Annotated in this window: 23 protein-coding genes and 1 pseudogene; 16 read left to right on the top strand and 8 right to left on the bottom strand. The window is 69.3% G+C overall.

Annotated elements, in window-relative coordinates; translation table 11 throughout:
- Nucleotides 1–46: 46 nt before the first annotated feature.
- The gene (locus H4W31_RS33725) at nucleotides 47–2,185 is read right to left on the bottom strand and encodes a M14 family zinc carboxypeptidase (protein WP_192772599.1); all 2,139 of its coding nucleotides are present in this window, start codon (nucleotides 2,183–2,185) and stop codon (nucleotides 47–49) included.
- Between the two features lie 587 nt (nucleotides 2,186–2,772).
- Between H4W31_RS33725 and H4W31_RS33720 the strand changes: the two genes are divergently transcribed.
- From H4W31_RS33720 to H4W31_RS33675, 10 genes are all read left to right on the top strand, one after another.
- A complete protein-coding gene (locus tag H4W31_RS33720) occupies nucleotides 2,773–4,065 on the top strand; it encodes a cytochrome P450 (RefSeq protein WP_192770308.1) in 1,293 nt (430 codons plus the stop codon).
- Between the two features lie 551 nt (nucleotides 4,066–4,616).
- Nucleotides 4,617–5,177, top strand: a complete 561-nt coding sequence (locus H4W31_RS33715) for a helix-turn-helix transcriptional regulator (protein WP_192770307.1) — start codon at nucleotides 4,617–4,619, stop codon at nucleotides 5,175–5,177.
- A gap of 304 nt (nucleotides 5,178–5,481) precedes the next feature.
- Nucleotides 5,482–8,070, top strand: coding sequence for a sensor histidine kinase (locus tag H4W31_RS33710; protein WP_192770306.1), 2,589 nt, complete (start codon nucleotides 5,482–5,484; stop codon nucleotides 8,068–8,070).
- Nucleotides 8,067–8,471, top strand: coding sequence for a roadblock/LC7 domain-containing protein (locus H4W31_RS33705; RefSeq protein ID WP_192770305.1), 405 nt, complete (start codon nucleotides 8,067–8,069; stop codon nucleotides 8,469–8,471). The genes H4W31_RS33710 and H4W31_RS33705 overlap by 4 nt, the downstream gene beginning before the upstream one ends.
- 78 nt (nucleotides 8,472–8,549) lie before the next feature.
- On the top strand, nucleotides 8,550–9,749 hold the full coding sequence (locus H4W31_RS33700; protein ID WP_192770304.1) for an ABC transporter substrate-binding protein: 1,200 nt from the start codon (nucleotides 8,550–8,552) through the stop codon (nucleotides 9,747–9,749).
- Nucleotides 9,746–10,669: a branched-chain amino acid ABC transporter permease gene (locus H4W31_RS33695; RefSeq protein WP_225945812.1), complete on the top strand. Its 924-nt coding sequence runs from the start codon at nucleotides 9,746–9,748 to the stop codon at nucleotides 10,667–10,669. Before H4W31_RS33700 ends, H4W31_RS33695 begins: the two co-directional genes overlap by 4 nt.
- Nucleotides 10,666–11,742 (top strand): branched-chain amino acid ABC transporter permease, encoded by a 1,077-nt coding sequence (locus H4W31_RS33690; protein ID WP_192770303.1) that lies wholly within the window; start codon nucleotides 10,666–10,668, stop codon nucleotides 11,740–11,742. The genes H4W31_RS33695 and H4W31_RS33690 overlap by 4 nt, the downstream gene beginning before the upstream one ends.
- Nucleotides 11,739–12,485 carry an ABC transporter ATP-binding protein gene (locus H4W31_RS33685; RefSeq protein WP_192770302.1) on the top strand — a complete coding sequence of 249 codons (747 nt, stop codon included), beginning with the start codon at nucleotides 11,739–11,741 and terminating at the stop codon, nucleotides 12,483–12,485. Before H4W31_RS33690 ends, H4W31_RS33685 begins: the two co-directional genes overlap by 4 nt.
- Complete coding sequence (locus H4W31_RS33680) at nucleotides 12,485–13,384, top strand: ABC transporter ATP-binding protein (RefSeq protein ID WP_192772597.1); 900 nt, start codon at nucleotides 12,485–12,487, stop codon at nucleotides 13,382–13,384. Before H4W31_RS33685 ends, H4W31_RS33680 begins: the two co-directional genes overlap by 1 nt.
- 123 nt (nucleotides 13,385–13,507) lie before the next feature.
- Complete coding sequence (locus tag H4W31_RS33675; protein WP_192770301.1) at nucleotides 13,508–14,323, top strand: class I SAM-dependent methyltransferase; 816 nt, start codon at nucleotides 13,508–13,510, stop codon at nucleotides 14,321–14,323.
- Between the two features lie 403 nt (nucleotides 14,324–14,726).
- On the opposite strand, the pseudogene H4W31_RS33670 reads toward H4W31_RS33675, so the two are convergent.
- Nucleotides 14,727–15,098: pseudogene (locus H4W31_RS33670) on the bottom strand (GNAT family N-acetyltransferase); the annotation flags it as partial.
- A gap of 140 nt (nucleotides 15,099–15,238) precedes the next feature.
- Here H4W31_RS33670 and H4W31_RS43390 point away from each other — a divergent pair.
- Nucleotides 15,239–15,532, top strand: coding sequence for an IS110 family transposase (locus H4W31_RS43390; RefSeq protein ID WP_225945810.1), 294 nt, complete (start codon nucleotides 15,239–15,241; stop codon nucleotides 15,530–15,532).
- Between the two features lie 238 nt (nucleotides 15,533–15,770).
- On the opposite strand, the gene H4W31_RS33660 is transcribed toward H4W31_RS43390, so the two are convergent.
- Nucleotides 15,771–16,607, bottom strand: a complete 837-nt coding sequence (locus H4W31_RS33660; protein WP_192770299.1) for an undecaprenyl-diphosphate phosphatase — start codon at nucleotides 16,605–16,607, stop codon at nucleotides 15,771–15,773.
- Nucleotides 16,608–16,927: 320 nt separating this feature from the next.
- On the bottom strand, nucleotides 16,928–17,545 hold the full coding sequence (locus H4W31_RS33655; RefSeq protein WP_192770298.1) for an SUKH-4 family immunity protein: 618 nt from the start codon (nucleotides 17,543–17,545) through the stop codon (nucleotides 16,928–16,930).
- Between the two features lie 282 nt (nucleotides 17,546–17,827).
- On the opposite strand from H4W31_RS33655, the gene H4W31_RS33650 reads away from it, so the two are divergent.
- Nucleotides 17,828–18,112, top strand: a complete 285-nt coding sequence (locus H4W31_RS33650; RefSeq protein ID WP_192770297.1) for a hypothetical protein — start codon at nucleotides 17,828–17,830, stop codon at nucleotides 18,110–18,112.
- Between the two features lie 233 nt (nucleotides 18,113–18,345).
- On the opposite strand, the gene H4W31_RS33645 is transcribed toward H4W31_RS33650, so the two are convergent.
- Nucleotides 18,346–19,248, bottom strand: a complete 903-nt coding sequence (locus H4W31_RS33645) for a LysR family transcriptional regulator (protein ID WP_225945809.1) — start codon at nucleotides 19,246–19,248, stop codon at nucleotides 18,346–18,348.
- 469 nt (nucleotides 19,249–19,717) lie between these two features.
- Here H4W31_RS33645 and H4W31_RS33640 point away from each other — a divergent pair, with 469 nt between their 5' ends.
- Both H4W31_RS33640 and H4W31_RS33635 read left to right on the top strand, forming a co-directional pair.
- Complete coding sequence (locus H4W31_RS33640; RefSeq protein ID WP_225945808.1) at nucleotides 19,718–20,950, top strand: serine hydrolase domain-containing protein; 1,233 nt, start codon at nucleotides 19,718–19,720, stop codon at nucleotides 20,948–20,950.
- A 247-nt stretch (nucleotides 20,951–21,197) separates the two neighbouring features.
- Nucleotides 21,198–21,605 carry a hypothetical protein gene (locus H4W31_RS33635; protein ID WP_192770296.1) on the top strand — a complete coding sequence of 136 codons (408 nt, stop codon included), beginning with the start codon at nucleotides 21,198–21,200 and terminating at the stop codon, nucleotides 21,603–21,605.
- 225 nt (nucleotides 21,606–21,830) lie between these two features.
- On the opposite strand, the gene H4W31_RS33630 is transcribed toward H4W31_RS33635, so the two are convergent.
- The 3 genes from H4W31_RS33630 to H4W31_RS33620 form a co-directional block, all read right to left on the bottom strand.
- A complete protein-coding gene (locus H4W31_RS33630; protein ID WP_192770295.1) occupies nucleotides 21,831–22,823 on the bottom strand; it encodes a MerR family transcriptional regulator in 993 nt (330 codons plus the stop codon).
- 265 nt (nucleotides 22,824–23,088) lie between these two features.
- Nucleotides 23,089–23,433: a hypothetical protein gene (locus H4W31_RS33625; protein WP_192770294.1), complete on the bottom strand. Its 345-nt coding sequence runs from the start codon at nucleotides 23,431–23,433 to the stop codon at nucleotides 23,089–23,091.
- A 246-nt stretch (nucleotides 23,434–23,679) separates the two neighbouring features.
- Nucleotides 23,680–24,318 carry a TetR/AcrR family transcriptional regulator gene (locus H4W31_RS33620; RefSeq protein ID WP_192770293.1) on the bottom strand — a complete coding sequence of 213 codons (639 nt, stop codon included), beginning with the start codon at nucleotides 24,316–24,318 and terminating at the stop codon, nucleotides 23,680–23,682.
- A gap of 124 nt (nucleotides 24,319–24,442) precedes the next feature.
- Here H4W31_RS33620 and H4W31_RS33615 point away from each other — a divergent pair, with 124 nt between their 5' ends.
- Both H4W31_RS33615 and H4W31_RS33610 read left to right on the top strand, forming a co-directional pair.
- A complete protein-coding gene (locus tag H4W31_RS33615) occupies nucleotides 24,443–25,222 on the top strand; it encodes an SDR family NAD(P)-dependent oxidoreductase (protein WP_192770292.1) in 780 nt (259 codons plus the stop codon).
- A complete protein-coding gene (locus H4W31_RS33610; protein ID WP_192770291.1) occupies nucleotides 25,219–25,680 on the top strand; it encodes a nitroreductase family deazaflavin-dependent oxidoreductase in 462 nt (153 codons plus the stop codon). Before H4W31_RS33615 ends, H4W31_RS33610 begins: the two co-directional genes overlap by 4 nt.
- The last annotated feature ends 70 nt before the right edge of the window (nucleotides 25,681–25,750 follow it).

Raw genomic sequence — 25,750 nt, 5'->3', positions numbered from 1 at the left:
GGAAGGGCCCCTTGTTATACAAAAAGCGATAACAAGGGGCCCTTCCTTACATCTGATGGTCCTTGGCGACCCGGAGCAGTTCGACCAGGCCGGCGGCGTACTCCTGGGACTCGGCGTGGGCCTCGTCGAACGGCGGCTGGAAGCCGACGCCCTCCCACTCGCCGGTGGCGTCGTTCCACCGGTCGTTGCCGACCTCGAAGTCCCAGGCGAGGATGCCCAACTCGTAGTAGAGCTGGTCGGCGGAGTTGCCGGCGGCCGAGTAGAGCACGTCGGCGACCGGGCCGGTCTGGGACGGCCAGGTCACCGTGCCCCGCTCGGTGGAGATCGCCCCGACGATCCGCCGGGCGCTGTCGAGAAACATCTTCGACTCGTCGATCGAGGGCCGGGGCAGCGTGATCCGCCCGTCCGCCTGGTACGCGCCCGGCGGCCACATGAAGTAACCGCCGTAGCTGTGTACGTTCATCGCGAACTTGATGTTCGGGTGCGCCTTCGCCAGGTCGATGACGTTGCGGCTCTCCGCCTCCGACAGTTCCGACGTGCCGGCGTAGGTGCCGGACAGGCAGTTGGTGCTGGCGCCGGTGTAGCCGTCGAAGAGCGACCCGACGGTGTAGTTCCGGTTGACGTCGACTCCCCACGAGTCCCGGTTGGCCGGATCGCGTTGCGCCCCGGTGCAGTGGTTGACCAGGTTCTTGCGCTGGAAGTTGGCGTCGTGGAACGAGTAGTTCGCCCCGTCCGGATTGACGGTCGGGATGACGAAGACGTCCACCGCGTCGAGCAGCTCCCGGGTCGCCGGGTCGGTGTCGGCGTTGGCCAGCAGCCGCTCCGCGAACTCCAGGGTGACCAGCGGGGTGGCCCACTCCCGGGCGTGTTCCTGCGAGTAGGCGAGCACCCCGATCCGGGAGCCGTCCCGGTGGGTACCGATCCGCAGCGCCTGCACCGTCCACGGCTTCTTCGGCACCTCGCTGCCGTTGAGCCCGTCGTCCAGGCGTACCGGCCCGGCGATCGGCATCGGCAGCCCGGCGGAACCGTCCTCCACGAACGCCGAGAACTGTTGCGGATAGCGGGCGGAGACGAATGCGGCCACCTGGTCGGTGGTGCTGATGGTTTTGCCGGCGCCGTCGGTGGCGAGCGAGATGGTCAGCACCCGGTCCCGGTAGCTGGCCGACAGCGGACGGTTCGCCCGGCCCGGGTCGACGGTCCGGACCTGTACGCCGTTCATCTGCTGCGCGCCGAACCTGACCGACTCGACCACGACGGCGGCCGCCGCCGGATCACCGAGGTAGCCGGCGGCGGTGCGCCGGTAGCCCTGCGTCTGGTGTGGCAGGTCGATCACGTCGACCAGTTCCGGGTACTGCCGGGCCAGCCGGCGGATCCGGGACTGCACGTCGACCGGGGTCAGGTACGCGTCGATGAAGTCCTTCTGGTAGCCCTCCGGCAGTGCCGGCGGCGTCGCGTTGGGCCACCTCGCCGGGGTGTTCGGCCGGGCGGTGCCGCCGAGGCTGGAGGTCGCGGTGACCTGTGTCGGCTGGGCCGGAACCGCCTGCGGCACCGAGAAGTGGTATTGGTACTCGCCGGCATCGGAGAACCTGACCAGCGGGAACGAGCCGGTCGTACCGTCGGCGGTCCGCCAGGTCACCGTGATCTCGACGTCCGGGTCCTCGGCCGCGGTGGTCGCCACCTGGGTCTGCACGAACGTCTTTCCGTTGGAGGTCCACCAGTACGCCTGGAGGAAGTGCAGTGTGTCGACGGCGGCCGCAGTGACGCCGCGACCCTCTGCCGGCGCCCGCAGTCCGGCGCTGTTCCGGGCCTGTGCGGCACGCACACTGTCGGTGTACCGCTGGGCGGCGTCGCCCGCCCGCTGTACGACCTGGCGGGCCACCGCGCCCTGGGCGGTGAGCGCGGCCAGTTGCCGGCCGGTGAGTACCAGGTCGGCGAGGATCCGTCCGTCCTGCTGCCGTGGCCGGTTCGCGATGTCGGCTCCGTCGGCGAGAAGTTGTCGGAAGTGCGCCTCGTCGCGGAGTTCGACGCGGATCAGCGCGGTGTCGTCGGCGGCGAGTGTCACCGGGGCGGATGCTCGGGCGGGTACGGCGTCGGGCGCGGCCACACCCGTTCCTGGGTGCGCGAGCGCCGCCGTGGTCAGCACGAGCGTGGCGGCGGTGGCCGTCCACCATCGTCTGGTCAACAGGGACCTCCTGACGGTCATCGAGGTACGTGGCTATCAGACCAGCCCGTTGATCGACACATGTCAAGCCTTCGCCGGCCGGACACTGTGGCTCGTCCCGGTGTACGCCGGACGAGCGGCATGGATCGATTGCGTTTCCGTGGGACGTCGGATCGGCCCCTCCGAGACCCGATTAGTATTGTCGTTGATCTACGAATGCCCTTGCCGGACCGGTGCCGGTTTCCTGGCGCTTATCCGTTTCCGTCATCGGTCCGGGCGCGGACGCGGTGTCGGCCGGCACCCGGGGCGACCCGTCCGCAGTGTACGGTGCCCCGGGACCGGTCGGCAGCCGGGCCAGTGGGCGTGACCAGGAAGCAAGTGCAGTACGCAACTTGCAGCGGGGCTTGACACGCGCGCCCGGCCGGCTCTGCGAACCCCCCGCCGGTGGCCCAATACAATGGCACAAACCAATGCCTTGACTTACCGTCGGGCGCAGCGCATCGTGAGATTCCAGTCGTCGTAGAAGTTGCGGGGCGGCACATTCTCGATGGGGTGAAGTATTGCCCGCTGCTTCTGCGACACCGCGCCGTAGCGTGGGCCAGGAGGCGGCCATGGAACTCAGCCCGTTCGCTGGTAGCTATCTCACCGATCCGGCCGCCGTCTGGCGGGACCTCCTGAATCGCCCAGAGGAGGTGCACCACGCCGACGACCTGGGGATGTGGCTGATCACTCGGCACGAGCACGTCCGGCAGGCGTTCGGCGACCCGGAGAGCTTCGGCAACGCGCTGACCCTCGCCCCGGTGTACGAGATGTGTCCGGAGGCGCTGGCGGTGGTGATGCAACTCGACGTACCGGCCACCACGGCCGCGGCGGACTCGCCGGTGCACACCCGGACCCGCCAGGCGTTGCGGGCCACCTTCGCCAACACCGCGCCCCGGGTCTCGGCCCAGTACGGCCCGATCGTGCGCCGCCGGGTCGACGAGCTTGTCGACGGGCTCGTCGACCGCAAGGGCGAGGTGGTCGACCTGATCCCCGAGTTCGCGGCCCTGCTGCCGCTGCTGGTGGTGGTCGACATCCTCGGCGTGCCCGACCGGGACGTCGCCCGGATCAGAAGGTGGGCCGATGGTCAGATCGCGCTGATCTGGGGGCAGCCCGATCCGGCGGAGCAGGTGCGGCTGGCCCAGGGCCTGCTGGAGTTCTGGCACTACTGCCAGGACCTGGTGGCGCGGCGGGTGGACGGCGACCTGACCGGTGACGACTTCATCAGCCGGGCGCTGCGGTACCGCGACGGCGACGACAGCGTGCTGACCCCTGCCGAGGTGGCCAGCATGGCGTTCAACCTGCTGGTGGCGGGGCACGAGACCACGGCCGGGTTGCTGGCCCACGGTCTGGAGCAGGCTCTGTCGGTTCCCGGCCGGTGGCGACGGATGGCCGAGGAGCCGGAGAGTGTGCCGGCGTTCCTGGAGGAGTCGTTGCGGTTCGGTCCGGCCATCGACGGCTGGCTGCGGGTGACGCTGCGACCGGTGACGATCGGTGGAGTGACCATTCCGGCCGGCGCGCGCTGCCTGCTGGTCATCGGTGCCGCCAACCGCGATCCGGCGATGTTCGCCCACCCGGACAACTTCGATCCGGACCGTAGGGACGCCAAGGATCATCTGTCCTTTGGTTACGGTCCGCATTTTTGCATCGGTGCCGCGCTGGCCCGGCTGGAGGCGCGGATCGCGCTCGTCCGGCTCGCGGAGACAATTCCGGGGCTTCGTCTGGCGCCCGGCCACGTGAGTGTCTACAAGCCCAATGTCGCGTTCCGGGCGCATCGGGTCCTGCCCGCTGTCATCAATGTCAGCAGCGTTCCCAGGGAACGGTACGATGATCCACCGGAGGCGGTACCCGCACGCGCTGCGTAGCCAATCCCGTGTCGGATAACCAATTCGGTTGATGGTTCGCCCGGTGTCTGTCCCGGCGGTATCCGCCGCGCGTACCCGGGCGTTCCGGTCGGTCGAGGCCCGTCGGGCCCGGCGCTGATCTCCGCTCGTCGAGCCGGCGCGCTCCGGCGGTGTCCGGCTCTCGGCCCTGCTGCCGGGCCCGTGCCGGACCGGACCGCATCGCCCGGACCCGCCCGGTCCCGGGTCCCGATCTTCGTCGACCATTGCGGAGTGTCGCCATTCGCCGCTCACGGCGGAAGGGATGAATCCGGGCAACAGGTGGCGATCAGGGGGTGCGGCCGAGATCATTTCCGTACCGTCAAGTAGATCTGCCAACGAGGTTTTCAGTTACCGGAAACGACAGGTGCCGCGTACGTCTTCACACCCGTCCCGCGGGCGGTAAGAATTGGCCCCGGCAAATGCCGGCTCATGATCTGTGGCGCAGGTCTCATGATCTGGCTCGACTGCTCGAATCGCTGACCAACGAAGGTGAGCAAATGGACGCTGCGTTCTCGTCAGGTACTGCGGACTCGATGGCCACGCGACAGTTTCAACGGGAACTGCGCCGCTGGCGTACCCGCAAGGGGCTGACCCAGCGTGCCCTCGCCGACCGGGTCCGGTTCAGCCGGGAGACGGTGGCGGCGGTGGAGGCGGGCCGCCGCTACGGCAGTCAGGAACTGGCCGTCCGCTGTGACGAGGCGCTCGGTACCGGAGGTCTGCTCACCGCGCTCTGGCCCCGGGTGGCGCGCGAGCAGATCGCCGCCGACGGGCGTCGTGGACCACGCGGCAGCGAAGCCGAGCGGTTGGCGGAGTTCGCCTCGGACCCGGCCCGCCACGATCCACAGTCCGTGGTGGAGGCGATCGACGAGCTGCGGGAGCTGATCGACCAGATGCTGCGGATCCACTTCCCAACCGACCAGCATCAGCATCCGGAAGCGGACCACCCGCACCAGCAGCCGCTGGCGGCCGGCGATCCGGCGGCCGAGCCAGCACCACAGCCGGCGGAGCCTCGTCGGCCGGCCGGAGAGCCACATCGGCCGTACACCGAGTCCCACCGGCGTGGTCGGGTCGGCGCGCTGGGCCGCCGCCGCTGAGTTCGAGGCGGCCATGGCGGTCGATGGAAGCCGCTACGACCGACGTCCCGGGAACCGGGCGGACGTCACTGGCTGTGGATGTAACTGCCTGTTCATCGGCGGGTACAGATAGTGGTACGAGCTGTTTGTACCACTGCTAACCCTGTTATCCGTCGTTCTTGTCCGGCGCAATGGGATTTGCTAACTGCAAGATGCAGATCCCCTCGATGACGAGCCGTGGGAGTCAGCCTTGGCCTCGACCACTAGATCCCACGCGGCCCGGCCTCAGCCCGTACGTCGACGGGGTTGGAAGATCGCCTCTCGGATGCGCATCATCGTGGCCGCCCCCCTGGTGGCGGTCGTCGGCTTCGCCGGGCTGGCGCTGGCCGACAGCGCCCGGCAGGCCGGGCAGGCCAGCGATCTCGGTGTGCTCGCCCAGTTGGGCGCGGAGGCCGGCCGGCTCGCCTACCAGCTGCAACGGGAACGGGCCGCCGCGGCCGACCTGTTGACCTCGGCCAGTCCGCGGCAGCAGGACACCTACGCCCGGCAGGCCGGCGACACGGACGAGATAGTCGCGCGCTACCACCGGCAACGGGCGCTCGCCTCGGATGCGTCGTCCGGCGCGGCCGTGGTGCTCGGACGGATCGACAATGCGCTCGCCGCGCTGCCGCCACTGCGTACCCAGGTACGCACCGCGGCCCACGCCGCCGTCTCCGCCACCACGTTCAGCTACCGGATCATCATCGCGGACCTGCTCGCATACCGGGAGTCCATCGCCCAGGGGGTCGTCTCGGCCGAGGTCGCCGACGGGATCCGGGCCGCCGCCGCGCTGTCGAAGACCGCCGAGGCGCTCGGCCAGCAGCAGGTCGCGGTGCTCCGGGCGATCGCCGCCGGGCAGCTGACCCCGGCGATGCAGCAGGACATCACCGCCGCCCGGACCGGCTTCACCGAGTCCAGCCTCGCCTTCCTCAGCCTCGCCCCGTCGGACTGGAAGGTGTGGTGGGAGCAGGCGGGCAGCGGCAAGGAGGCACTGGTCCTGCAACGCCTCCAGGACCAGGTCTCCCGCGCCGAGATCGGCGCCCCGCTCGAGGTCGCCACCAACGCCTGGATCGGCGCCACCCAGGGCTGGGCGGCGCGGCTGTTCGAGGTGCAGCAGCGGGTCGACGCGGCCGTGCTGGCCGACGTCGACGCGGCCCGGGTCGAGCAGCGCTGGCGGGCGTTCGCCGAGGGCGCCGCGATGGCGGTGGCGCTCGGGTTGACCGTCCTGGTGACCTGGGCGGTCGCCCGGCAGATCACCCGACGGCTGCGGCGGCTGCGGGACGCCGCGCACGTCGTCGCCTTCACCGAACTGCCGGCCATGGTCGCGGACCTGCGCAACATCGACAGCGCCGGGATCCAGCCCGAGGCGCTCGCCCGGCAGTCGTCGTCGGCGCTGGAGGCGTCCAGCGGCGACGAGATCGGTGAGGTCGGCCAGGCGTTCAGCGCCGTGCACCAGGCGGCCGTACGCACCGCCGCCGAGCAGGCGGTCATGCGGGCCAACACGGCCGACATCTTCGTCCACCTCAGTCGCCGCGAGCAGCGGCTCGTCGATGCCGTACTCGCCCAGGTGGACCGGGTCGAGCGGGACGAGACCGATCCGGAACGGCTGCAACAGCTCTACACCCTGGACAGCCTGGCGACCCGGATGGGACGGATCAACGCCAGCCTTCTGGTGCTCGGCGGTGTGGGCGTCGGGCGGGTCCGGCACGAGGACGTGCCGATGCAGAAGGTCGTACAGGCGGCGCTGTCCCAGATCGAGCACTACACCAGGGTCCGGATCGGCGTCGTCGACCCGGACGTGGCGGTGGCCGCCGACAAGGTGGACGAGGTGGTGCACCTGCTCGCCGAGCTGATGGACAACGCGACCGCCTACTCGCCGCCGGAGACCGAGGCCTGGGTGACCGCCCGCAGCCTGGGCGACCGGGTCATCGTCCAGGTCAGCGACGAGGGAGTCGGACTGTCGTTGCAACGGCTGGCCCAACTCAACGAACTGCTGGCCAGGCCACCGGCGACGGACGTCGCGGCGGTCCGTGCGATGGGCCTGGTGGTGGTCGGTCAGCTCGCCGGCCGCCTCGGGGTCGCGGTCGAACTGCGTCCGGGACCCAAGCTCGGCACGATCGCCGAGGTGTCGCTGCCCGCGTCGCTGATCCGGCCGATACCGCCCGAGTCCCAACTGTTGGCACCCGGACGCCTGGCCAGCATTCCGGAGAGCCGGGTCCGGGGCACCGCCACACTCGCCCCACCCGCTCCGGTCACCGCGAACGGCCCGGCCCGCAAGACGGCGACCGACCGGGCCCTGCCGGTCGGATCGGTCTTCCGGCCGGCCCCCACGCATCCGGGCAGGGGCGACGACCCGACCCAGGAGCTTGTCATCTTCGAGCAGGTCAACAACTGGTTCCGTACCGACCGGGCGGGCGTCCCGGCCCCGACGGTCCCGGCCAACGGGTCGGGCACCCCGGTCGGGTCGGGCACCCCGGTCGGCGCGGGCGTCCCGGGCGGGGCGGGTACTCCGACGCCGGTGGCCACACCGGAGGTCGGTGGCGGTCCTCCCAACGGCACGTCCAACGGGGCCGGCGGCTATGCCGCGACGGGTTGGCAGACCCGGGCCGACGAGGGCTGGCGGGCCGCCACCGAACTGGTCAACCCCGACATCGTCGGAACCACCCCGTCCGGGCTCCCGATCCGCCAACCGCAGCGGCATCTCGTGCCGGGCGGCGTCGCACCGCCGGCCCGGGAGCAGCAGCCCGTCTCGGAGCACCGCGACCCGGCCGAGGTGGCCAACGCGATGGCCGCCTACGCCCGCGGCGTGGCCGCCCGCCGTCCCAAGCTGGTGAACGCCTCGGCGACAAGCGACGCGACAGGGAGTGCTACGTGACCAACCAACGAGATCTCGGCTGGATGCTGGACAGCTTCGTCGAGCGGGCCCCGGAGGTCAGCCACGCCATCGCGATCTCCAGCGACGGCCTGATGGTGGCGTCGACCCGGAACCTGCCACCGGACCGGGCCGATCAGCTGGCGGCGACCGGCAGCGGTCTGGTCAGCCTGCTGCGCGGGGCGGCCGGCTTCTTCGAGGCGGGTGCGGTGATCTCCAACGTCACCCAGCTCGAGGGCGGCTTCATGTTCTCGATGGCGTTCAACGACGGGGCCTCGCTGCTGGTTCTCGCGGCACCCTCCTGCGACGTCGGCAAAGTCTCCTACGAGATGACCGAACTGGCGAATCGGATTGGAGACGTACTGACCCCCGCGGCGCGGGCCGTGGTGGCGCAGCGGCGCTGACCCTCGGTACCGGGCCATTGCCGTGGACCGGACCGACCTTCCCCAACCCCCTTCCTCACCCCCTCTACTGGAGAAGTCATGCCTTTCCCCACCGGTACCAGCCGGCGTCGTTTCCTGACCGCCGCGCTGCTCGCCCTCGGGTTGACCGTGGCCAGCAGCGGCTGCAACAGCGGCAGTGAAACGGGCGGCACACCGGGCACGATAAAGATCGGTCTGCTCGCCTCACTGTCCGGCACCTACGAGGCCGTCGGCACCGAGATCCGCGACGGCTTCGAGCTGTACCTGCGGACCCACGACAACAAACTCGGCGGTCACAAGATCGATCTGATCGTCGCCGACGAGGGCAACGGCGCCCCCACCGCCGTACCCGCCGCGACCAAGTTGCTCAAGCAGGACCGGGTGCACGCCCTGACCGGCATCGTCGGTGGTGGCTCGGTGGCGGCGGTCGCCCCGGTGCTCGCCGAGGCGAAGATCCCGTTCGTCGGCTCGAACGGTCGCCCCGAACTCAAGGACGTGTCCCGGATCTGGACCACCTCCTACCTCTCCGACGAGACCGGCGCGGCGATCGCCGAGTACGTCCGGGACAACGTCAAGGGCGAGGTCTTCACCATCGGCCCGAACTACCAGGGCGGCTACGATCAGCTGCGCGGGTTCACCGACACCTTCAAGGAGATCGGCGGCAAGCTCGCCAACGAGGACGGCAAGACCCTCTGGACCCCGTTCCCGCAGACCACCAACTTCCTGCCGTACTTCGCGCAGATCAAGGCGTCCGGGGCCGAGGCCGTCTACACGTTCTACGCCGGCACCGCGGCGGTCGACTTCGTCAAGCAGTACGCCCAGTCCGAGATCAAGGACCTGCCGTTGTACGCGGCCGGGTTCCTGACCGAGGGCGGGGTGCTCAACGCCCAGGGCGAGGCGGCCCGGAACATCTACTCCGTACTCAACTACTCGCCCGACCTCGACAACGCGGAGAACCGGTCGTTCGTCGCGGCCTGGAAGGAGGACCACGACGGTTCGCCAACCACCTACGCGATGGCCTCGTACGACGCGGCGGCGGTGCTGGACAAGGCGATCGGCGCGGCGGGGGACAACCCGACGCCGGACCAGATCAACAAGGCGATCTCCGAACTCGGCCAGATCAACAGCCCGCGTGGCACCTGGCAGTTCTCCAAGGAGACGCACTCACCGGTGCAGAAGTGGTATCTGCGACAGGTCCGGCAGGACGGTCGGGCGCTCTCCAACACCGTTGTCGGTGACCTGGCGACCGTGGGCGGATGATGGTCAATGCGGCGCCGGTGCTCGGTCCGGTCGATCCGTACCTGATCCCGGCTCTGGACGGAGTCGCCTACGGGCTGCTGCTGTTCGTGGCGGCGTCCGGGCTGGTGTTCTGCTTCGGCGTGGCGAACATCCTCAACCTGGCGCACGGCACGTTGTACGCGATCGGCGCGTACACCGCGGCGGCGTTGCTCGACGGTGGCTGGGCGATGCTGCTGGTCGCACTCGGCGTCGGAGTGGTCGCGTCGGCCGGGGCGGGGGGCCTGCTCGCGGGCCTGCTCGCGCCGGTCGCCCGGCGGGACCATCTCACCCAGGCGCTGTTGACCTTCGGCGTCGCGCTGGCCGGCGGCAGCCTGCTGGTCACCGCGTTCGGCCCGGACAGTCTGCCGGTACGGATCCCCGCCGCGCTGGACGGGACGGTGGTGCTGGCCGGCCACCGCTACGCCGCGTACCGGCTGGTGTTCATCGGTGTGGCGGCCCTGCTCGCGCTGCTGCTCTACCTGGCGGTGGCCCGGACCCGGGCCGGGATGCTGGTCCGGGCCGCCGTCGACGACGCCGACATGGTGGCCTGCCTGGGGGTGAATCCGGCCCGGATCCGGCTCGGCGTGCTCACCGCGGCCGGCGCGCTGGCCGGTGCGGCCGGGGTCCTCGGCGCGCCGATCATCGGACCCGCGCCCACCACCGCCGACAACGTCCTGCTGCTCTCCCTCGTGGTGGTGGTGCTCGGCGGTCTCGGTTCGGTCCGGGGGACCCTGCTGGCCGCCCTCGCGGTCGGCGAGATCCAGAGTCTCGGCGTCGCGCTGGCGCCGACGGCCGCGCCGTTCCTGCTGTTCGCGGCGATGGCCGTGGTGCTCGCCGTCCGGGCCCGGGGCCTGTCCGGGCGATGGCTGCGGCTCCGGCCCCGGCTCGGAGGTACGGCGTGACCCCGGCCGGCCGGCGCTGGCTGCTCCGGGCCGGGGTCGTCGGGCTGCTCGTCCTCGCGGTGGCCGTGCCCTGGCTGGTGGACACGTACACCACCTCGGTCTTCGCCCGCACCCTGGTGCTCGCACTGGTCGGGGTGAGCGTGGCGCTGCTGACCGGCCTCGCCGGGCTGCCCACCCTCGGTCAGACCGGCCCGTTCGCGGCCGGTGCCTACGCCAGTGCCCTCGTCGCCGTGCACGTCTCGTCGGTCGGGGTGGTGCAGGTGCTGACCGGGGCGCTGGCCGGCGGGCTGTTCGCGCTCCTCACCGTGCCGCTGGTGGTGTACGCCCGAGGCGTCGTCGTCCTGATGATTACCCTGGCCATCGGCGAACTGACGGTGACCGCCGCCAGTCGGTGGAGCTCCGTCACCGGAGGGACCGACGGCCTCGCCGGGATTCCGCCGATCCAGCCCGTCTGGGGCATGGCCGCACTCGACGGTGACCAGGCACGCTATCTGTATACGCTGGTCGTGGTCGGGGTGGTGATAGCGGCCATGGTGATGGTGTTACGTACGCCCGCGGGTCTGCTGCTGCGGGCCAGTCGGGACGACGAGGGGCGGATGCGCGCCTCCGGGCACCGGGTCACCGGTTACCTGGCGGTGGCGTTCACCGCCGCCGGAGTGGTGGCGGGAATCGCCGGATCCCTGCTGGTCACCGCCCAGCAGTACGTCTCTCCGGCCGACTTCGGCTTCGACGTCTCCGCCCTGCTGCTCCTCGGCGTGGTGATCGGCGGCGCGACCTCGATCGGTGGTGCGATCGCCGGCACCGCCCTGGTCATCGCGGTCCGGGACTGGCTCTCCGGGCTGCTGCCCGGCTACGCACCCCTGCTGCTCGGCGGGTTGTTCGTGCTGACCGCCTATCTGTTCCCGCGTGGCGTGGCCGGTTTCTCCACCGACGTGGCCGGGCTGCTCCGGTCCCGTTCGGGGGAGCGGAACGGACGCGCGGGCCGGGACGGGTACGACCACCGGGGTGGGGCGCCGCCGGCCGGGGTGGGCGCCGCCGGTCCACCGGTCAGCGGCTCGGGGGTCGACGCGTGAGCGCGCTGCTGACCGCCGAGGCGGTGACCCGGCGCTACGGTTCACTGGTCGCGGTGAACCGGGTGGACCTGCGGGTCGGCGAGGGGGAGCGGCACGCCCTGATCGGACCCAACGGGGCCGGCAAGACCACCCTGCTCGACCTGATCGGTGGGGCGAGCAGGGCGGACGAGGGCCGGATCGTCTTCGCCGGGCGGGACGTCACCCGGCTCGGCCCGGCCCGCCGGGCCCGCAACGGCATCGGCCGGATCCACCAGCGGCCGGCGGTCTGGCCGACCCTGAGCGTGCTGGAGAACGTCGTGGTGGCCGGCTGGCGGCAGGCCGGCGGATTCCGTGGTGTCGGCAGCCGGGGACGGTTCCGCCGTCGGCTGGCTGAACCCGCGGCCGAACTGCTCGACCGGGTCGGGCTCGCCGGCTCGGCACCCACGACCGCCGCGCACCTGTCGCACGGCGAGCGCCGGCAACTGGAGATCGCGATGGCCCTGGCCGGTCGTCCCCGGCTGCTGCTGCTCGACGAGCCGGCCGCCGGACTCTCCGGTGTGGAGGTGCACCGGTTGGTCGAACTGCTGGCGGCGCTGCCGCGCGAGATGTCGGTGCTGCTGGTCGAGCACCGGCTGGATCTGGTGTACGCGTTGGCCGACACCGTCACCGTGCTGCACGACGGTCGGCTGGTAGCCAGCGGCGTACCGGACGAGATCCGCAACGCGCCGGCCGTGCGACGGGCGTACGCCGAGGCGGTGCGGTGATGCTGCGGGTGAGCGGGCTGTTCGCCGGGTACGACGGCGGCACCGTACTGCACGACATCGACCTCGAGGTGGCCGCTGGCCGGGTGCACGCACTGGTCGGGCGCAACGGTGCCGGCAAGAGCACGCTGGTGCACGCCATCGCGGGTCTGCTGCGTCCGTACCGGGGAGTGGTCTCGGTCGATGGACGGGACCTGGCCGGTAGGCCGGCGCACCGGGTGGCCCGGGCCGGTGTCGGGCTGGTGCCGCAGGGACGTCGGGTGTTTCCCCGGCTGACCGTGGCCGAGCACCTGAGCCTCGCCGCGTCGCTCCGGCGGCGTGACGCGACCGGGTCCGGTCCGAACTGGACGGTGCCCGGGGTGCTGGAGCTGCTGCCCCGACTGGCGGAGCGGTTGCGGCACCGTGGCAACCAGCTCTCCGGCGGCGAGCAGCAGATGCTGGCGATCGCCCGCGCGTTGCTGACCCAACCCCGGGTGCTGCTCCTGGATGAACCGGGCGAAGGACTCGCGCCGGAGCTCGCGGCCCGGGTCCGGGAGGTCATCACCGGGCTGGCCTCGGCAGGGCTGAGTGTCCTGCTCGTCGAACAACAACTGCAGCACGCGGTCGAGGTTGCCGACCGGATCGCCGTGCTGGACTACGGCCGACTGGTCTTCGCCGACTCGACGGCCGCCGTGCGCGCCAACCCCGCCCCGGTGGAGGCGGTTCTCAGTGTGGCGGGCGCGGCCATCCCGGACCGGACCGGATCGGTTCCGTCCGGCCAGGAGTCGACCCCGATCGGGTCCGGCTCCGCCCGCTCAGTACCAACGGGAGGTACGGAGCGGCCCGCCCTTTTCGCTGACCCTCCGCCAGACGCGCACTCCTCAACCTCCCCATCCGCATCCCCTTCCTCATCCGCACCCTGACGTTTCTCGTCGCAGTCTGACCCCGCGTCGCACCAGTGGCCCCCCGCGTTTTCTCCCGGTGCCGACGCGCGATGACGCGTGGCCGGATCGTCGTCACCGATCACATCAAGGAGGTAACCGAACGTGACTACCACCCCTGTGAAGTCCAACTACGCGTTCGACAACCGTTCGCCGGAGGCCGAGGCGCAGATGCGTGCGCTGGAGACGTTTCTTGATCCGATAACAGCCGACCGGCTGGCGTCGATCCTGGCACCGGGCGCCACCTGCTGGGAGCTGGGTGCCGGCGGGGGCTCGATCGCCCGGATGATGTCGCGGGTGGTCGGCCCCGGCGGCCGGGTCATCGCCACCGACATCGAACCGTCGCGCCTGGCCCCGGCGGGCAACCTCGACGTACGCCAGCACGACGTCCGGACCGGCGCGCCGGAGGGCGGCCCGTTCGACGTGATCCACGCCCGGCTCGTCCTGCTGCACCTGCCGGAGCGCCGACGGGTACTGGCCGAGCTGATCGGTGCGCTGGCGCCCGGCGGCTGGCTGGTCGTCGAGGAGTTCGACTGTACGGCCGGACTGCGGGTACTGGCCGCACCGACCGACGACGCGGCGAAGCTCTTCCAGCAGGTGATGGAGGCGACGTTGGGCATCCTCCAGGACCGTGGCGCCGACCTGGCGTGGGCGCAGGACGTGCACACCGAGATGGTGCTGGCCGGACTGACCGATGTAGACACCATTACCCACTCGCAGAGCTGGCCCGGCGGATCGGCGGGAGCTTCGCTGCACGAGACGAACTCCCGTCAGCTCGAACCACGACTGCTCGCCACCGGCCTGTCGCCGAACCAGTTGGAGGGCTTCCGTGAGCTAGCCAACGACCCGGCGTTCGCGTCGCTGTCGTACCAGTTCGTCTCGACCCGGGGCCGCCGGCCCGGCCGGGGCAGCGTGAACTGACCATTCCGGGACGGCGATCGGCGGGTCGGGCCGATCGGCGGCCGTCCCTCCTCCCGTTGCCTCCTGATCGTCCCCAGCCGGGGACCCTCGGTCGCCCGGCCCGGTGTGACCTACTGCCCCTGTCGTACGCATGATCCGGGGGTGTTGTCGCCGGGTCGGGTGGCGTCGGGGGACCGCTGATCCTCGTGGTCGTGGACCAGCCCGCCTCGATCGGCGCCCTGCCGGTCGCGGTCGCCCGTGCTACGCCGGCCTGGCCCCCGGCATCAGGCAGGTCGCGGTACCCGGGCCGGGAAGGTCCGTACGGATGCGCAGCGGCGACCGGTGCGCGCAATCCTCGCGCAAGATTTAAGTACCTGCCCCACATCCACGAGGCTGTCCATCCGCGAGCGCGTCAGGACGACGGTCAGTTGGGCATTCCCCGTCCGGCCGAGGGATAGGTTTGCAGCCGGCTGTTCAGGTCCTCCTTCACCTGCGGCCAGTCGTCGTCGGTGATCGCGTGGACAACGGTGTCGCGCCACGACCCGTCCGCGCGGCGGCGATGCTTGCGCAGTATCTCTTCCTGGGTGGCGCTCAGCCGCTCGATGGCGGCCTGCGCCCGCTGGTTACGGATGTCGGTGCCCAGCGCTACCCGGACCGCGCCGAGGGTCTCGAAGGCGAAGGTGAGCATCAGTAGTTTCGCTTCGGCGTTCGCGCCCGTACCCCACCACAGCCGTCCGAGCCAGGTGTAGCCGATCGTCAAGGTGCGCAGCACGGGATTAGGATCTGTGAACGACGTCGTGCCGGCGAACCGTCCCGCTGGAACTCATTCCGGGTAGGGCGAAGAAGAGCCTGTCCGCCGCCCAGGTCAAGGCACTGCTGGCCACGGTCCGGCCCCGTGACGCGTTCGGCAAGGCCCGTCGTCGGGTCGCCGCGGAGTTGATCGGTGACCTCGAACGCGTCTACCGGTGTTCCAAGGAAGCCGACAAGGAACTAACCGAACTGGTGGCTTCCAACGGGACCACGCTGATGAACCTGCACGGCATCGGACCGTCCGGCACTGCCCGGTTGCTGGTCGAGGTCGGCCACATCACCCGGTTCCCGGACCGGGCCCACTTCGCCTCCTGGAACGGCACCGCCCCCATCGACGCGTCCTCCGGCGAACAGGTACGACATCGGCTCTCCCGGGCCGGGGACCGGCAGATCAATCGATCATGGCCACCGTCCAGCTAGGCAACCCCACCGAAGGACGCGCCTACTTCGACCGCAAGAAGGCCACTGGCAAGACGTCGATGGAAGCGATGCGGGCGCTGAAACGACGCCTGTCCGACATCGTCCACCGGTGCATGATCAACGACACCACAGCCGCCATGGCAGCGGGCCCGGGAGGACAACGGGGAACGGCAACTAGCTCCAGCGTGACCGGCTCGCATCCCCAAGCCGGCTCTTCCGCCGGCTCACCGCACCCCGATCACTGGGCCTCGATCGTGCCCGTTGCCAGCAGCACGATCAGTAGCAGGCCCAGCGCCACCCGGTAGAAGATGAAGATGCTGTACGAGTGCTGGGCGATGAACCGCAGCAGCCAGGACACCGAGAAGTACGCCACCACGAAGCTGACCGCCGTTGCCAAGAGTGTGTTTGTCCACCCCACCCCTTCGGCGATGTTGCCCGCCTCCTCCACGCCCTGCAGTAGCGACGCGCCCAGCAGCGCCGGGATGGACAGGAAGAACGACAACTTCGTCACCGTCACCCGGTCCAGGTCAAGCAACAGGCCCGCCGACATCGTCGCCCCTGACCGCGACACCCCCGGGATCAGCGCCAGACACTGCACCGTTCCGATGATCAGCGAGTCCTTCCAGGTCACGTCGTTTTCGTGCCGCGTCTGCGTGGCCGCATGATCGGCGAACGCCATCGCTCCGCTCCACACGATCAGCGCCCCGGCCACGACCCACAGGCTCCGCAGCGACGTCTCAATCGTGTCCTTGAACAGCAGCGCCACGATCACGATCGGCAGCGAGCCCAGAATCACCGCCCACCCGAACCGGTAGTCCGGATTGGCCCGGGCCGACGCCGAGAACAGCCCTCGGCACCAGGCTGGCACGATCCGCGCGATGTCCCTACGTAGAAACAGGATCGTTGCCAGCACGGCGCCCGACTGGATGATTACCGTGAACGCGGTGATGTCAGGATCGTCCAGCTCGTACCCGAGCAATTTTTCCAAGATCGTCAGGTGCCCTGTGCTCGACACAGGCAGGAACTCGGTGAAACCCTCCACCGCACCGAGCAGCACCGCTTCGAAGATGTTCAAACCTGACCGCCCTTGATCCCGTTCTGGCCGCGTCCGAGCATAGGAGTAGCGACCATGGCCTGCCGCGCCAGGCAGGGCCGGTGTGGATCCACGCCCGGTCGGAGTCAACAGCGATGCCAGCGCACGCGGACGTTCGCTCATCGACATGTCCGCGCGCCGCCCGACTCAGCGGGCAGCTACCGACCGGATGCCGAACCGTTCTCCTGTAGTCGGTGGGTGTGGAGTCTGTGGACAACACCTCCACGGCCCCGGCTTCGTTATCTCGTCCGCCCGAAGCTTGCGGAGTCCGGACTTACCTTGCGGAGTCCGGCGGCCGGCGATCACCCGTAGAGCGAGCGGGCTCCCGGGCTGTTGCCCTTGAAGCGCTGGCCCGCGGCGATCTCCTCGCCGAGCATCGACCAGACGGTCTCGTCGTCCTGGAAGGGGAGCTGGTCAATGCTGCTCGCCTCCTGACGGATACGCGCAACCTCGCGCTCCAGGCGCTCGAAGTCAGCTTCGTCGTCGCCGTCGTCGCCGCTGAAGGTGAACTCCTCGAGCAGGCGCTGGAACCGGAGGGTGACCTGGACGAGGGAGGAGACGTCCGTGTGGAGTTCCTGCACGGTCTTCTCGTCGGCGTCGAAGGCGTGCACTTTGCCGGAACTGGGGTCGAGGGCGAGGTGGGCGTTGAGCAGCCAGCCGATGACGGGCCATTCGCCCGCGTCCTCCGAGGCGTCCTCGAAGTCCTCCGCGTCGACGACGTCCTGAACGAGGGGCAGCCGACCGGAGTCCTCGTCGGGCTCACGTAGCCAGAGCGTCCCGGTGGGGATGCCGACGGTCTGCAGGAGGCGGGCGCCCTCGGTGTCGGCGGTGGAGGGCGGGAAAGCGGTGGCGGGCAGGGTTGCGAGCTGGTCCCCGCCGAAGATGTCGGCGAGTTCGCTGCGGGTGACGTTGAAAAGCACTGCCGGAACTTCGAACTCGGCGGCGGCACGGGCACGCGGGACTCTTAGCGGATGGAAGCGTGAGGTGAACCCACGACCACGGGTCAGACCGCGTGGTCCAGCCTGCGGTCAACGACTTCCTACAACGTTATGCCACCAAGGACGTTTGCTCCACCTCGGCGCCGTCTGATGCTGAGAGCACCTTTGCGGCGGCGTTGGTCTTCACCGCTGAGGCGGAAGTGATGATCGTCGGTGACCGTTCTCGGTGGCCCATGGACATCGCCCCGGTTCCGGGCGGCACGGATGCAGTACGACCTGTTGAGCGCAGCGAGCCGTAACCTCGACTACGCAGACTGTTTCCCCGAGTGCGCCGACATTCCGAGCTCGCCGTTGCCCGAGCAGTTGCCCGTGGGGGTGGGCTGGCGAAGCACGCTGCCGACCGTGCTGGCCTGGATCGGCGGGCCTGGTGTCGCAGAAGCGGTCAAACGGGCCAACGACCAGCGGTACGTCGTGATGTGGCCCGACTCCAACAAAGCAAAGGAGCTGCGGCGTACCTGGCGCCGGCAGGCGAACGGAGAGTCCGAATAGCCCTGCACGCCCCCCGCGTCCGGGATAGTTACGCGCCCGTTCGCCGCCGAACCTGCATCCGGAACGCGAGGGCTAAGGATTAGGTCATCTGGCAGGTCGAATTGGCAGGCAACGAGATGAATGCCAGCATCGGCCCGCCCCTGTTCCATACCATCGACGAACTCCCTGAGGCCGTCAACTAGGTATCTAAATTTGATTCGCATCGAGGTCGACCGGCGTCGAGTGATACGTACTCATTCGTCGTCGGTGGTCGTTTCGGTGAGGTCGGCGAGTAGGTCGACGAATGTCATGGCGAGTTGTGTCTGCCCGGTGGCGGGCCACAGGACGCCGTAGTCGAGGGTCGGACCGTCCTGGAAGGGGATGAAGGCGATGCCGGGCCGGTTGTGGTAGCGGGCGGCGCGGGCCGCCACGATCGAGGCGCCGAGGCCGGCGGCGACCAGGGCGGGAGTCTCGGGCCAGAAGGTGTAGGACGGTCCGTGGGGGATCGGACGACCCATCGGAGTGCGGACCGGCATGTGGAGATCCAGCAAGGACTTCGGGAAATCCCCGTCCGCCCTGATCAGCGGTACCTCGGCCAGGTCTTCCATTGACACGCTGTCGCGGCGGGCCAGGGGATGGTCGGCCGGGACCATCAACGCCCGGGGCTCGCGGAGCAGGACCGGGCCGTCGGTGACGCCGGGGATCTGTACGGGGAATTCGCTGATCTGGAGGTCCAGTTCGCCACGACGCAGCGGCCCGAGAGGCTCGTTGAACTGGATCTCCTGGGTCCGCACGATGCAGTCTGGGTACCTGGTCCGGAGCAGCTTGGCCGCTTGGAGGGCCAGGTCGGCGCACCAGGGGGTGCTGTAGCCGACCCGCAGTGTGCCGGTGATGCCGCGTGCCTCGGCGACGGCCCGGTCGACGGCCTGCTGGATCTGCAGATGGGCGGGCAGCAGGTCGTCACGGAGCAGCTTGCCCAGCGGGGTGAGGCGGACGGTGCGGGAGGTGCGCTCGAACAGCGGCCCGCCGATGCGGCGTTCGGCCTTCTTGATGACGTGGCTGACCCGGGACGGGGTCACGCGCAGGCGTTCGGCGGTCCGGCCGAAGTGCAGTTCCTCGGCCAACGCCAAGAAGATCTCGATGTCCCGAAGTTCCATGACCCCTCCCTTGATCGTGAACATACTGGTCATCGCTGCGTTGACCAAACGCGCAACGATGACCCGTCGGGCAACGCTGCCTTGCCGACATCGCCGTTGGTCGGCGGTGGCCGTCAGGCCAGCCTGTACAAGCGCTCCCGGCACGCTGACCAGGTACATACGCCCCGCGGTCGGCGGTCGGCGCGCGCCACGGGCCGGTTTCACCGGGCCGATCTGATCGTGTCGTTCACACCGTCACCGTCACCGTCACCGGTCGCCGACCAGGCGCTGTTGTGTCAGCGGCGGCGTCAGGGCGGCGACTGCCTGGTGTCAGCGCGGTTGGCGATGGTGGGTGCCAGGAGCGGTTCGGCGATTGCGGCTTTGGGGGCTGCGAACTGGGCCACGCACGACCTCGTTCTTCGCTCGTGAAGCCATGAGCGCCAGGCCGGGGTGGGTCACGCAAGATCGAACACTGTCTGTAGGGAGATTCATGATGGGAACTGGCAGCGGCGGCTTCTCCAAAGCGGGGCTGGGCAGACTCAGCGACGTGCTGGCCGGGCATGTCGAGTCCGGGAAGATTCCTGGGCTCGTCGCTCTGGTCAGTCGGGGCGAGGAGACGCACGTCGAGGCGCTCGGGACGATGCGCCATGACGGTGGCGCGCCGATGCGTCGGGACACGATCTTCCGAATGGCGTCGACGTCCAAGCCGGTCACGATGGCGGCGGCGATGGTCCTGCTCGACGAGTGCAGGCTGCGGCTGGACGACCCGGTGGACCCGTGGCTGCCTGAACTCGCTGACCGTCGGGTGCTCAAGCAGGTTGACGGCCCTATCGACGACACCGTGCCGGCGCGGCGGCCGGTCACCGTACGCGACGTGCTGACCTCCACCTTCGGGCTCGGTCTGGATTTCACGGCGCTGGGCACCCCGATCATGAACGCGGTCCTCGAGCAGGGGCTCACGCCCAACATGCCAGAGCAGCAGCCGGAGCTGGACGAGTGGATGCGCCGCCTCGGCACGCTTCCGTTGATGCACCAGCCCGGACAGCGCTGGCAGTACCACATTGCCAGCGATCTGGTCGGCGTGCTCGTCGCCAGGGTCACGGGCCAGTCGTACGAGTCGTTCCTGCGCGAACGCGTCTTCGAACCCCTGGGGATGAAGGACACCGGTTTCCACGTGCCCGCCGAAAAGATGGACCGGCTACCGCCCCTCTACGCCCCCGATCCGCAGACCGGGGAGTTCCACGTGTGGGACGAGGCCGGAGGGGGACGCCACAGCAGGCCCCCCGCGTTCCAGGGTGGTGGTGGCGGACTGTCCTCCACCGTCGATGACTACAACGCCTACTTTCAGATGCTGCTCAACGGCGGGATGCACGGCGACGAGCGGATCCTGTCCAAGGCAGCCGTCGAGCTGATGACCACCAACCGCCTCGGGGCCGAGCAGCAGGCCGCCCGGCACGAACTGGCCGTCAACAACGTCCACATCTCGTTCGGGCAGGGGCAGCACGGTGGCTGGGGCTTCGGGATGGCGGCACGCACCTACCGTGGCGACTACGCGCCCATCGGCCAGTTCGGCTGGGACGGCGGAAGCGGCACCTCGACCTACGCCGACCCGCAGAACCGGCTCACCGGAATCCTGCTGACCCAGGTCGGTACGTCCGCCCCGTACTCGGCGCACGCTTTCCACGATTTCTGGACCACGCTCTACCAGGCAATCGACGACTGACACCGAGCCCGCGCCCCGGCATGCCCTTCCTCAACCCGCGGCACCCGACGGTCTCCCCGTGCGGTCGAACCGTCGACGTTTCCGCGCAGGGTTGGGCTTGGCCCCTGTCTGTCTGAAGTCGGGCCTCCCGAGGGTGAGATCCCCTCGGGCAGCCCGACCTCAGCAATCGAGATACCCCTGCCACCAGGACGGCATTTCGCCATCCGTCCGTTCAAACCCTAGAACAGATTCGAAGGAGCTCACGACGATGTCCGTCACCCTTACCGATCAGGACAAGTTCACCCTGCGTACCGCCGCCTACGGCGCCGTGACGCTGATGTCCGCCGCCGATATCGCCGGCAAGCCCCACAAGGCCGCCACCGACGGCTCCATTGCCCTATCCTCCGCCACCGGGCTGGTCGGGCACGTGCTCGCCGAGTATCCAAAGGACATGAAGCTGGACAACAAGTCCGTAGCCACAATCGCCGACAACGTGCTGCCGGCCCTGACGGCAGGCATGAGCCTGCTCAAGCAGCAGGATCCGGCCGAGGCCGACAACTTCCGCAGCACAGTCCTCGTCGCCGTCGAGGCAGCCGCCCGGACCCACCAGGGTCAGCCCAGCCCCACTCTGGCGGACATGATTCGCAAGATCACCGCAGCCCTCGACGCCGCATGAGGGAACGTCACGGGGGTTGTGTCCGGACCCCCGTGACGTGGCGGCGTATGGGGTGTCGGCGATTCGATCGGACAGCTCGACCACGGGCAGGTCGGTCGGTATAGGGCCAACTTCCGGTTCAGGTTCACCGACTGCGCGTGCGATCCCAGCTGGTATTACGAGGACTGGGTGGTCCATGTCAGCAACGGCGATGTTGCAAGCGGCCGATAATCCCGTGCCTCCAGCTCAGGGAGTCGGTAGGGCGGACGCGCGCAGTGCCGCGGCCAGCCACTCGTACGGGAACCGCTCCGGCGGCACGTTGTTCACGGCGGTGACCAGGGCCATGTACCGGTCGTACGGTCCCTCCGGCTCCGGCGGGGTGCGGTCCCATTCCGCGCCCGCCAGCATGTGGTCGGCCACTTGGATCCGGATCTCGGGCGTGTCCGACATCCCGGGGCTGTCTGGTGTCGGGAAGATGCCGGTCAGCCACCCGATCCACCGGTCGGCGATCTCACGCGCCCGCGGCGAGTCCGGCGGCACCCGCTCCCGCGCCGCGTCCATCGCCGCCTCGCCGATCGGCGTTGCCGCCTCCAGGCTGTCCAGCATCGGTGACGAGGTCATCAGCGGCCCGGCGCCGGTGCTGCACACCTCGTACAGCTCACGGCGTACGGCCTGCCGGACCTCGGTGTCGCGGACCAGCTCGGCCAGCTCGATCCACGCCTCCAGCTGGGCCGCGGTGGGATGGTCGGGCAGCTCCGGCCGGGCCGCCCGCCACCACTCGACCATCCGCTCCGGTGGGTCCCAGCCGGTGGAGACCTCGGTCCAGAACTCATCGATCAGCCGGTCGCGCTCCTCGTCGGGCATGCCAACCAGCTTGTGCATCAGCGTGACCTGCTCGGCCGTGGAGTCCTGTCGCAGGATGGCCGACAACACCGCGCGACGGCTGCGCAGCCGTGCCTCCTGCTGTGCCAGCAGGGCCAGGTGGGTGGCGGCCAGCTCGCGCAGGGTCGCCTCGCCGGCCAGCACCCGCCGGATCTCGTCCAGGCCGGCGTCGAGTTCCCGTAGCGTCCGGACCAGTTCCAGCCGGGCGATGGCCGACACGTCGTACAGTCGATGGCCGGCCGGGGTGCTGGCGGCCGGCGTGACGACACCGGCGTCCGCGTAGTACCGGACGGCGCTGACGCTCAGTCCGGTCCGCCGGGCGACATCCCCGATGGCGTACAGCTCGTTCATGTCCACGACGTCCACTATGCGATCTCAAGCGGCTTGAGATACAAGCCCCCAACCAGGTCGCCTGGCAATCTCGGGAGACGGCCCAGGCTAGGTCGACCGGGACATTCGACCAAGGTCACGTACTCGGTCATCGGCATGATGGTGCTCCGAGCGGCCCGGCAGACGACTGGGTCGGACCTACAGAGGGTTACGGACGGTCACCAGCCGCCGCGCGTGCTCTGCGGCAGTTGAGGACGTTCACGGCGGCATGACCCTCGCGTCGACTCCCGACTCAGGCACCAGCACTGGTGAGCATGGCGACTGCTCGGGTAGCCGCCGCGTGAACCCTCAGCACCGGATCACCGCGAAGCTTGGCCACGGCCGGAAGCAGATCACCGAGGAGCTGTCGAGCCACAACCTTCGCCGCCATCTCCCGCACCCGCCACTGCGGATCTCTCAGTGCCATGCGCACCCCGTCCAGACCGTTGTCGTCCCACGCCCACAACAGCCCCCGGGCTGCCCATACCCGCAGCCAGTACCGCTGATCGGTGGCCGGATGATCAGCAAGGAGTCGTCGTGCGTGTGGACCCCCCAATGCGACGATCAAGGCAACATCGGTATCGGCGCCAGTGATCAACCGGACGCATCCCCCTACCACCGCCTGGCGCCCCCGGCGAGTGCACTCTGCCTCGACGCTCTGGCGCGGAGTGAGACCCCAATGCGAGCGAACAGTCACCGCTCGATTGTCCCCCTGACTCTGGACGGTCGCGACCTCCTGTCATCGGCAGTTCCGGACGTCGGTCGACGCCGGAGGTCGGCCACGGAGCGTGATGGCTCCGGCTGGTGGTGGCGCGCACGGTCGGCGGCAGATGCGGCAAGGACTTCACAAGCCCGGGCGGTCAACCTCGGCGCCGTACCGCGCAACCATGGTGCGGACGGCTTCGTCCACCACCGCGGTCATGCGGGCAGGGGTCACCGTCCAGTCGGGGAGCACCAGACTCGGCCAGAATAGGTAGTTGGAGATCATCCCGAGGAACTGCGTTGCGGCCATCTCCGGATCAGCGATGTCTGCGGCTCCCGCGTCGCGCTCGGTTGAAAGGTAGATCCGGACGGACTCGAAGTACGGCAGTTTGCCTTGTGAGAAATGTGCCTTGGCCAGTTCGGGAAAGCGTGGCAGTTCGGCGATGACGATGCGGAACAGGTCAGTCATCTCCGGCTGGCTCAACAGCGCCGCGTAGCGCCGTCCGAGAACCGTCAGGCCGGCCGTCAGGTCGCCGGCGGGCGGCACGTCGGCGACGTCGTTCTTGGCCCACGAGTCGATGACGATGGCATCGAATAACGCTGCCTTTGTCGGAAACTGCTTGAACAGCGTCGCTTTCGAGACACCAGCGCTGTCGGCAACACGCGCCAGGGATGCTCGGTCGTAGCCCAACTCAAGGAAAAGCTCAGTAGCGGCTTGCACGATGAGCGCCCGCTTCTCCTCCGCCACGCGCTGGTGATAGGCCGACGGTGCTGGGGTCATGCGCCCATCATAGCGAGGTGAGTGGGTTGACTCACCACTCTCGGCGGCGTAGCTTCGGTGTGGTGAGTCGCGCGACTCACCACCCGGTTCTGCGGGTTGCCGTCTCTCGCACTCGGAGGATCGAATGTCCCGCTTCGCCCATCAGACCGTTCTTGTGACCGGCGGCACCGGTGGGCAGGGCGCCAGCCACGTTCGCGCCCTGCATGCCGAAGGCGCCAACGTCGTCATCGGTGACATCAATGCCGAGCGTGGCGCCGGCCTCGCTGCAGAGTTGGGAGACGGGGCACATTTCGTCCGCCTCGACGTCTCCCGGGAGGAGTCGTGGGCCGCCGCCATCGCGGAAACCGAGACGGCCTTCGGTGCGCTCACGGTCCTGGTCAACAACGCCGGGGTGCAGAACCCGCCGGCCCTCATCGAGTCCACCCACCGGGCTACGTGGGCTCGCATCCTCGACATCAATCTCACCGGCACCTTTCTCGGTATCAAGGCGGCCGCACCGGCGCTGCGGCGCGCGGGGGGAGGAGTAATCGTCAACATCGCCTCCACCATGAGCCTCGGCGGTACTGCCTTCTACGCGCCCTATGTCGCCAGCAAGTGGGCGATTCGAGGGCTCACTCAGACCGCTGCCCTCGAGTTGGGCCGTGACAACATCCGCGTCAATGTCATCCACCCCGGCGTTGTCGCCACTCCGTTCATCACCGAGCCAGCGGCCGGCAGCGACGCCCCGATCGCCGACTTCTACTCGCCCGAGCCGTTCGCCGTCCCGCGACTCGGGCAGCCCGCCGACATCACTGCGCTGCTGTTGTTCCTCACCTCGCCGCACGCGGCCTTCATCACCGGCGCCGAGTATGTCATCGACGGGGGACTGCTCCTCGGCCCCGCCTTGCAGAAGGAAGCCGCATGAGGATCGCAGACCAGCGCGGTGAGCGCGGCGCGCCTGATCCACTTGCGCACCTGCCGCACGAGATCAGGCGCGCCATCGAGATCACACCCGCGGCCGGAACCCGCGAACGAATCGTGGACATCACCACCACTGGGCGGCGTACCGGACGACCCCGCCGCATTGAAATCTTCTTCTATCGCGCCGACGGCGCGACCTATCTTTGCAGCGGAGCGGGCGGCGGCGCGACCGGCTGGTACGCAAACTTACGAGCGAACCCCGCTTTCACCTTCCACCTCAAGAACGGCACTAGAGCAGACCTGCCGGCGCACGCAACAACGGTCACCGATCCGACCGAACGGGCCGCAGTGATCGCAGCCATCGTCGACGACCTCAACCAGCCCCACGACCCCGGCACCATCAGGCCGACCCGACTAGATGACTGGGCCGCCAGCAGGCTGATGCGAATCGCCTTCGACTGAGGGCCGGAGTCTCATCTGCCCGCGTGGCCCTCGTCCGGAGGTGATCGAGGCCAATCCGGAGAGGGCTTTT

This window comes from Plantactinospora soyae, assembly GCF_014874095.1.
In the GTDB taxonomy this organism is placed as follows: Bacteria; Actinomycetota; Actinomycetes; order Mycobacteriales; family Micromonosporaceae; genus Plantactinospora; species Plantactinospora soyae.
The sequence above is the reverse complement of the archived record's forward strand: the minus strand, read 5'-3'. Positions and strand labels throughout refer to the sequence as shown.

Bases quoted from the DNA above. Each gene is read 5' to 3' on its own strand.
- H4W31_RS33710 (WP_192770306.1), top strand. From the start codon at position 5,482: ATGCGCATCATCGTGGCCGCCCCCCTGGTGGCGGTCGTCGGCTTCGCC.
- H4W31_RS33620 (WP_192770293.1), bottom strand. From the start codon at position 24,318: ATGACCCCAGCACCGTCGGCCTATCACCAGCGCGTGGCGGAGGAGAAG.
- H4W31_RS33700 (WP_192770304.1), top strand. From the start codon at position 8,550: ATGCCTTTCCCCACCGGTACCAGCCGGCGTCGTTTCCTGACCGCCGCG.
- H4W31_RS33650 (WP_192770297.1), top strand. From the start codon at position 17,828: ATGCAGTACGACCTGTTGAGCGCAGCGAGCCGTAACCTCGACTACGCA.
- H4W31_RS33635 (WP_192770296.1), top strand. From the start codon at position 21,198: ATGTCCGTCACCCTTACCGATCAGGACAAGTTCACCCTGCGTACCGCC.
- H4W31_RS33695 (WP_225945812.1), top strand. From the start codon at position 9,746: ATGATGGTCAATGCGGCGCCGGTGCTCGGTCCGGTCGATCCGTACCTG.
- H4W31_RS33720 (WP_192770308.1), top strand. From the start codon at position 2,773: ATGGAACTCAGCCCGTTCGCTGGTAGCTATCTCACCGATCCGGCCGCC.
- H4W31_RS33645 (WP_225945809.1), bottom strand. From the start codon at position 19,248: ATGGAACTTCGGGACATCGAGATCTTCTTGGCGTTGGCCGAGGAACTG.
- H4W31_RS33715 (WP_192770307.1), top strand. From the start codon at position 4,617: ATGGCCACGCGACAGTTTCAACGGGAACTGCGCCGCTGGCGTACCCGC.
- H4W31_RS33680 (WP_192772597.1), top strand. From the start codon at position 12,485: ATGCTGCGGGTGAGCGGGCTGTTCGCCGGGTACGACGGCGGCACCGTA.
- H4W31_RS33615 (WP_192770292.1), top strand. From the start codon at position 24,443: ATGTCCCGCTTCGCCCATCAGACCGTTCTTGTGACCGGCGGCACCGGT.
- H4W31_RS33640 (WP_225945808.1), top strand. From the start codon at position 19,718: ATGATGGGAACTGGCAGCGGCGGCTTCTCCAAAGCGGGGCTGGGCAGA.
- H4W31_RS33610 (WP_192770291.1), top strand. From the start codon at position 25,219: ATGAGGATCGCAGACCAGCGCGGTGAGCGCGGCGCGCCTGATCCACTT.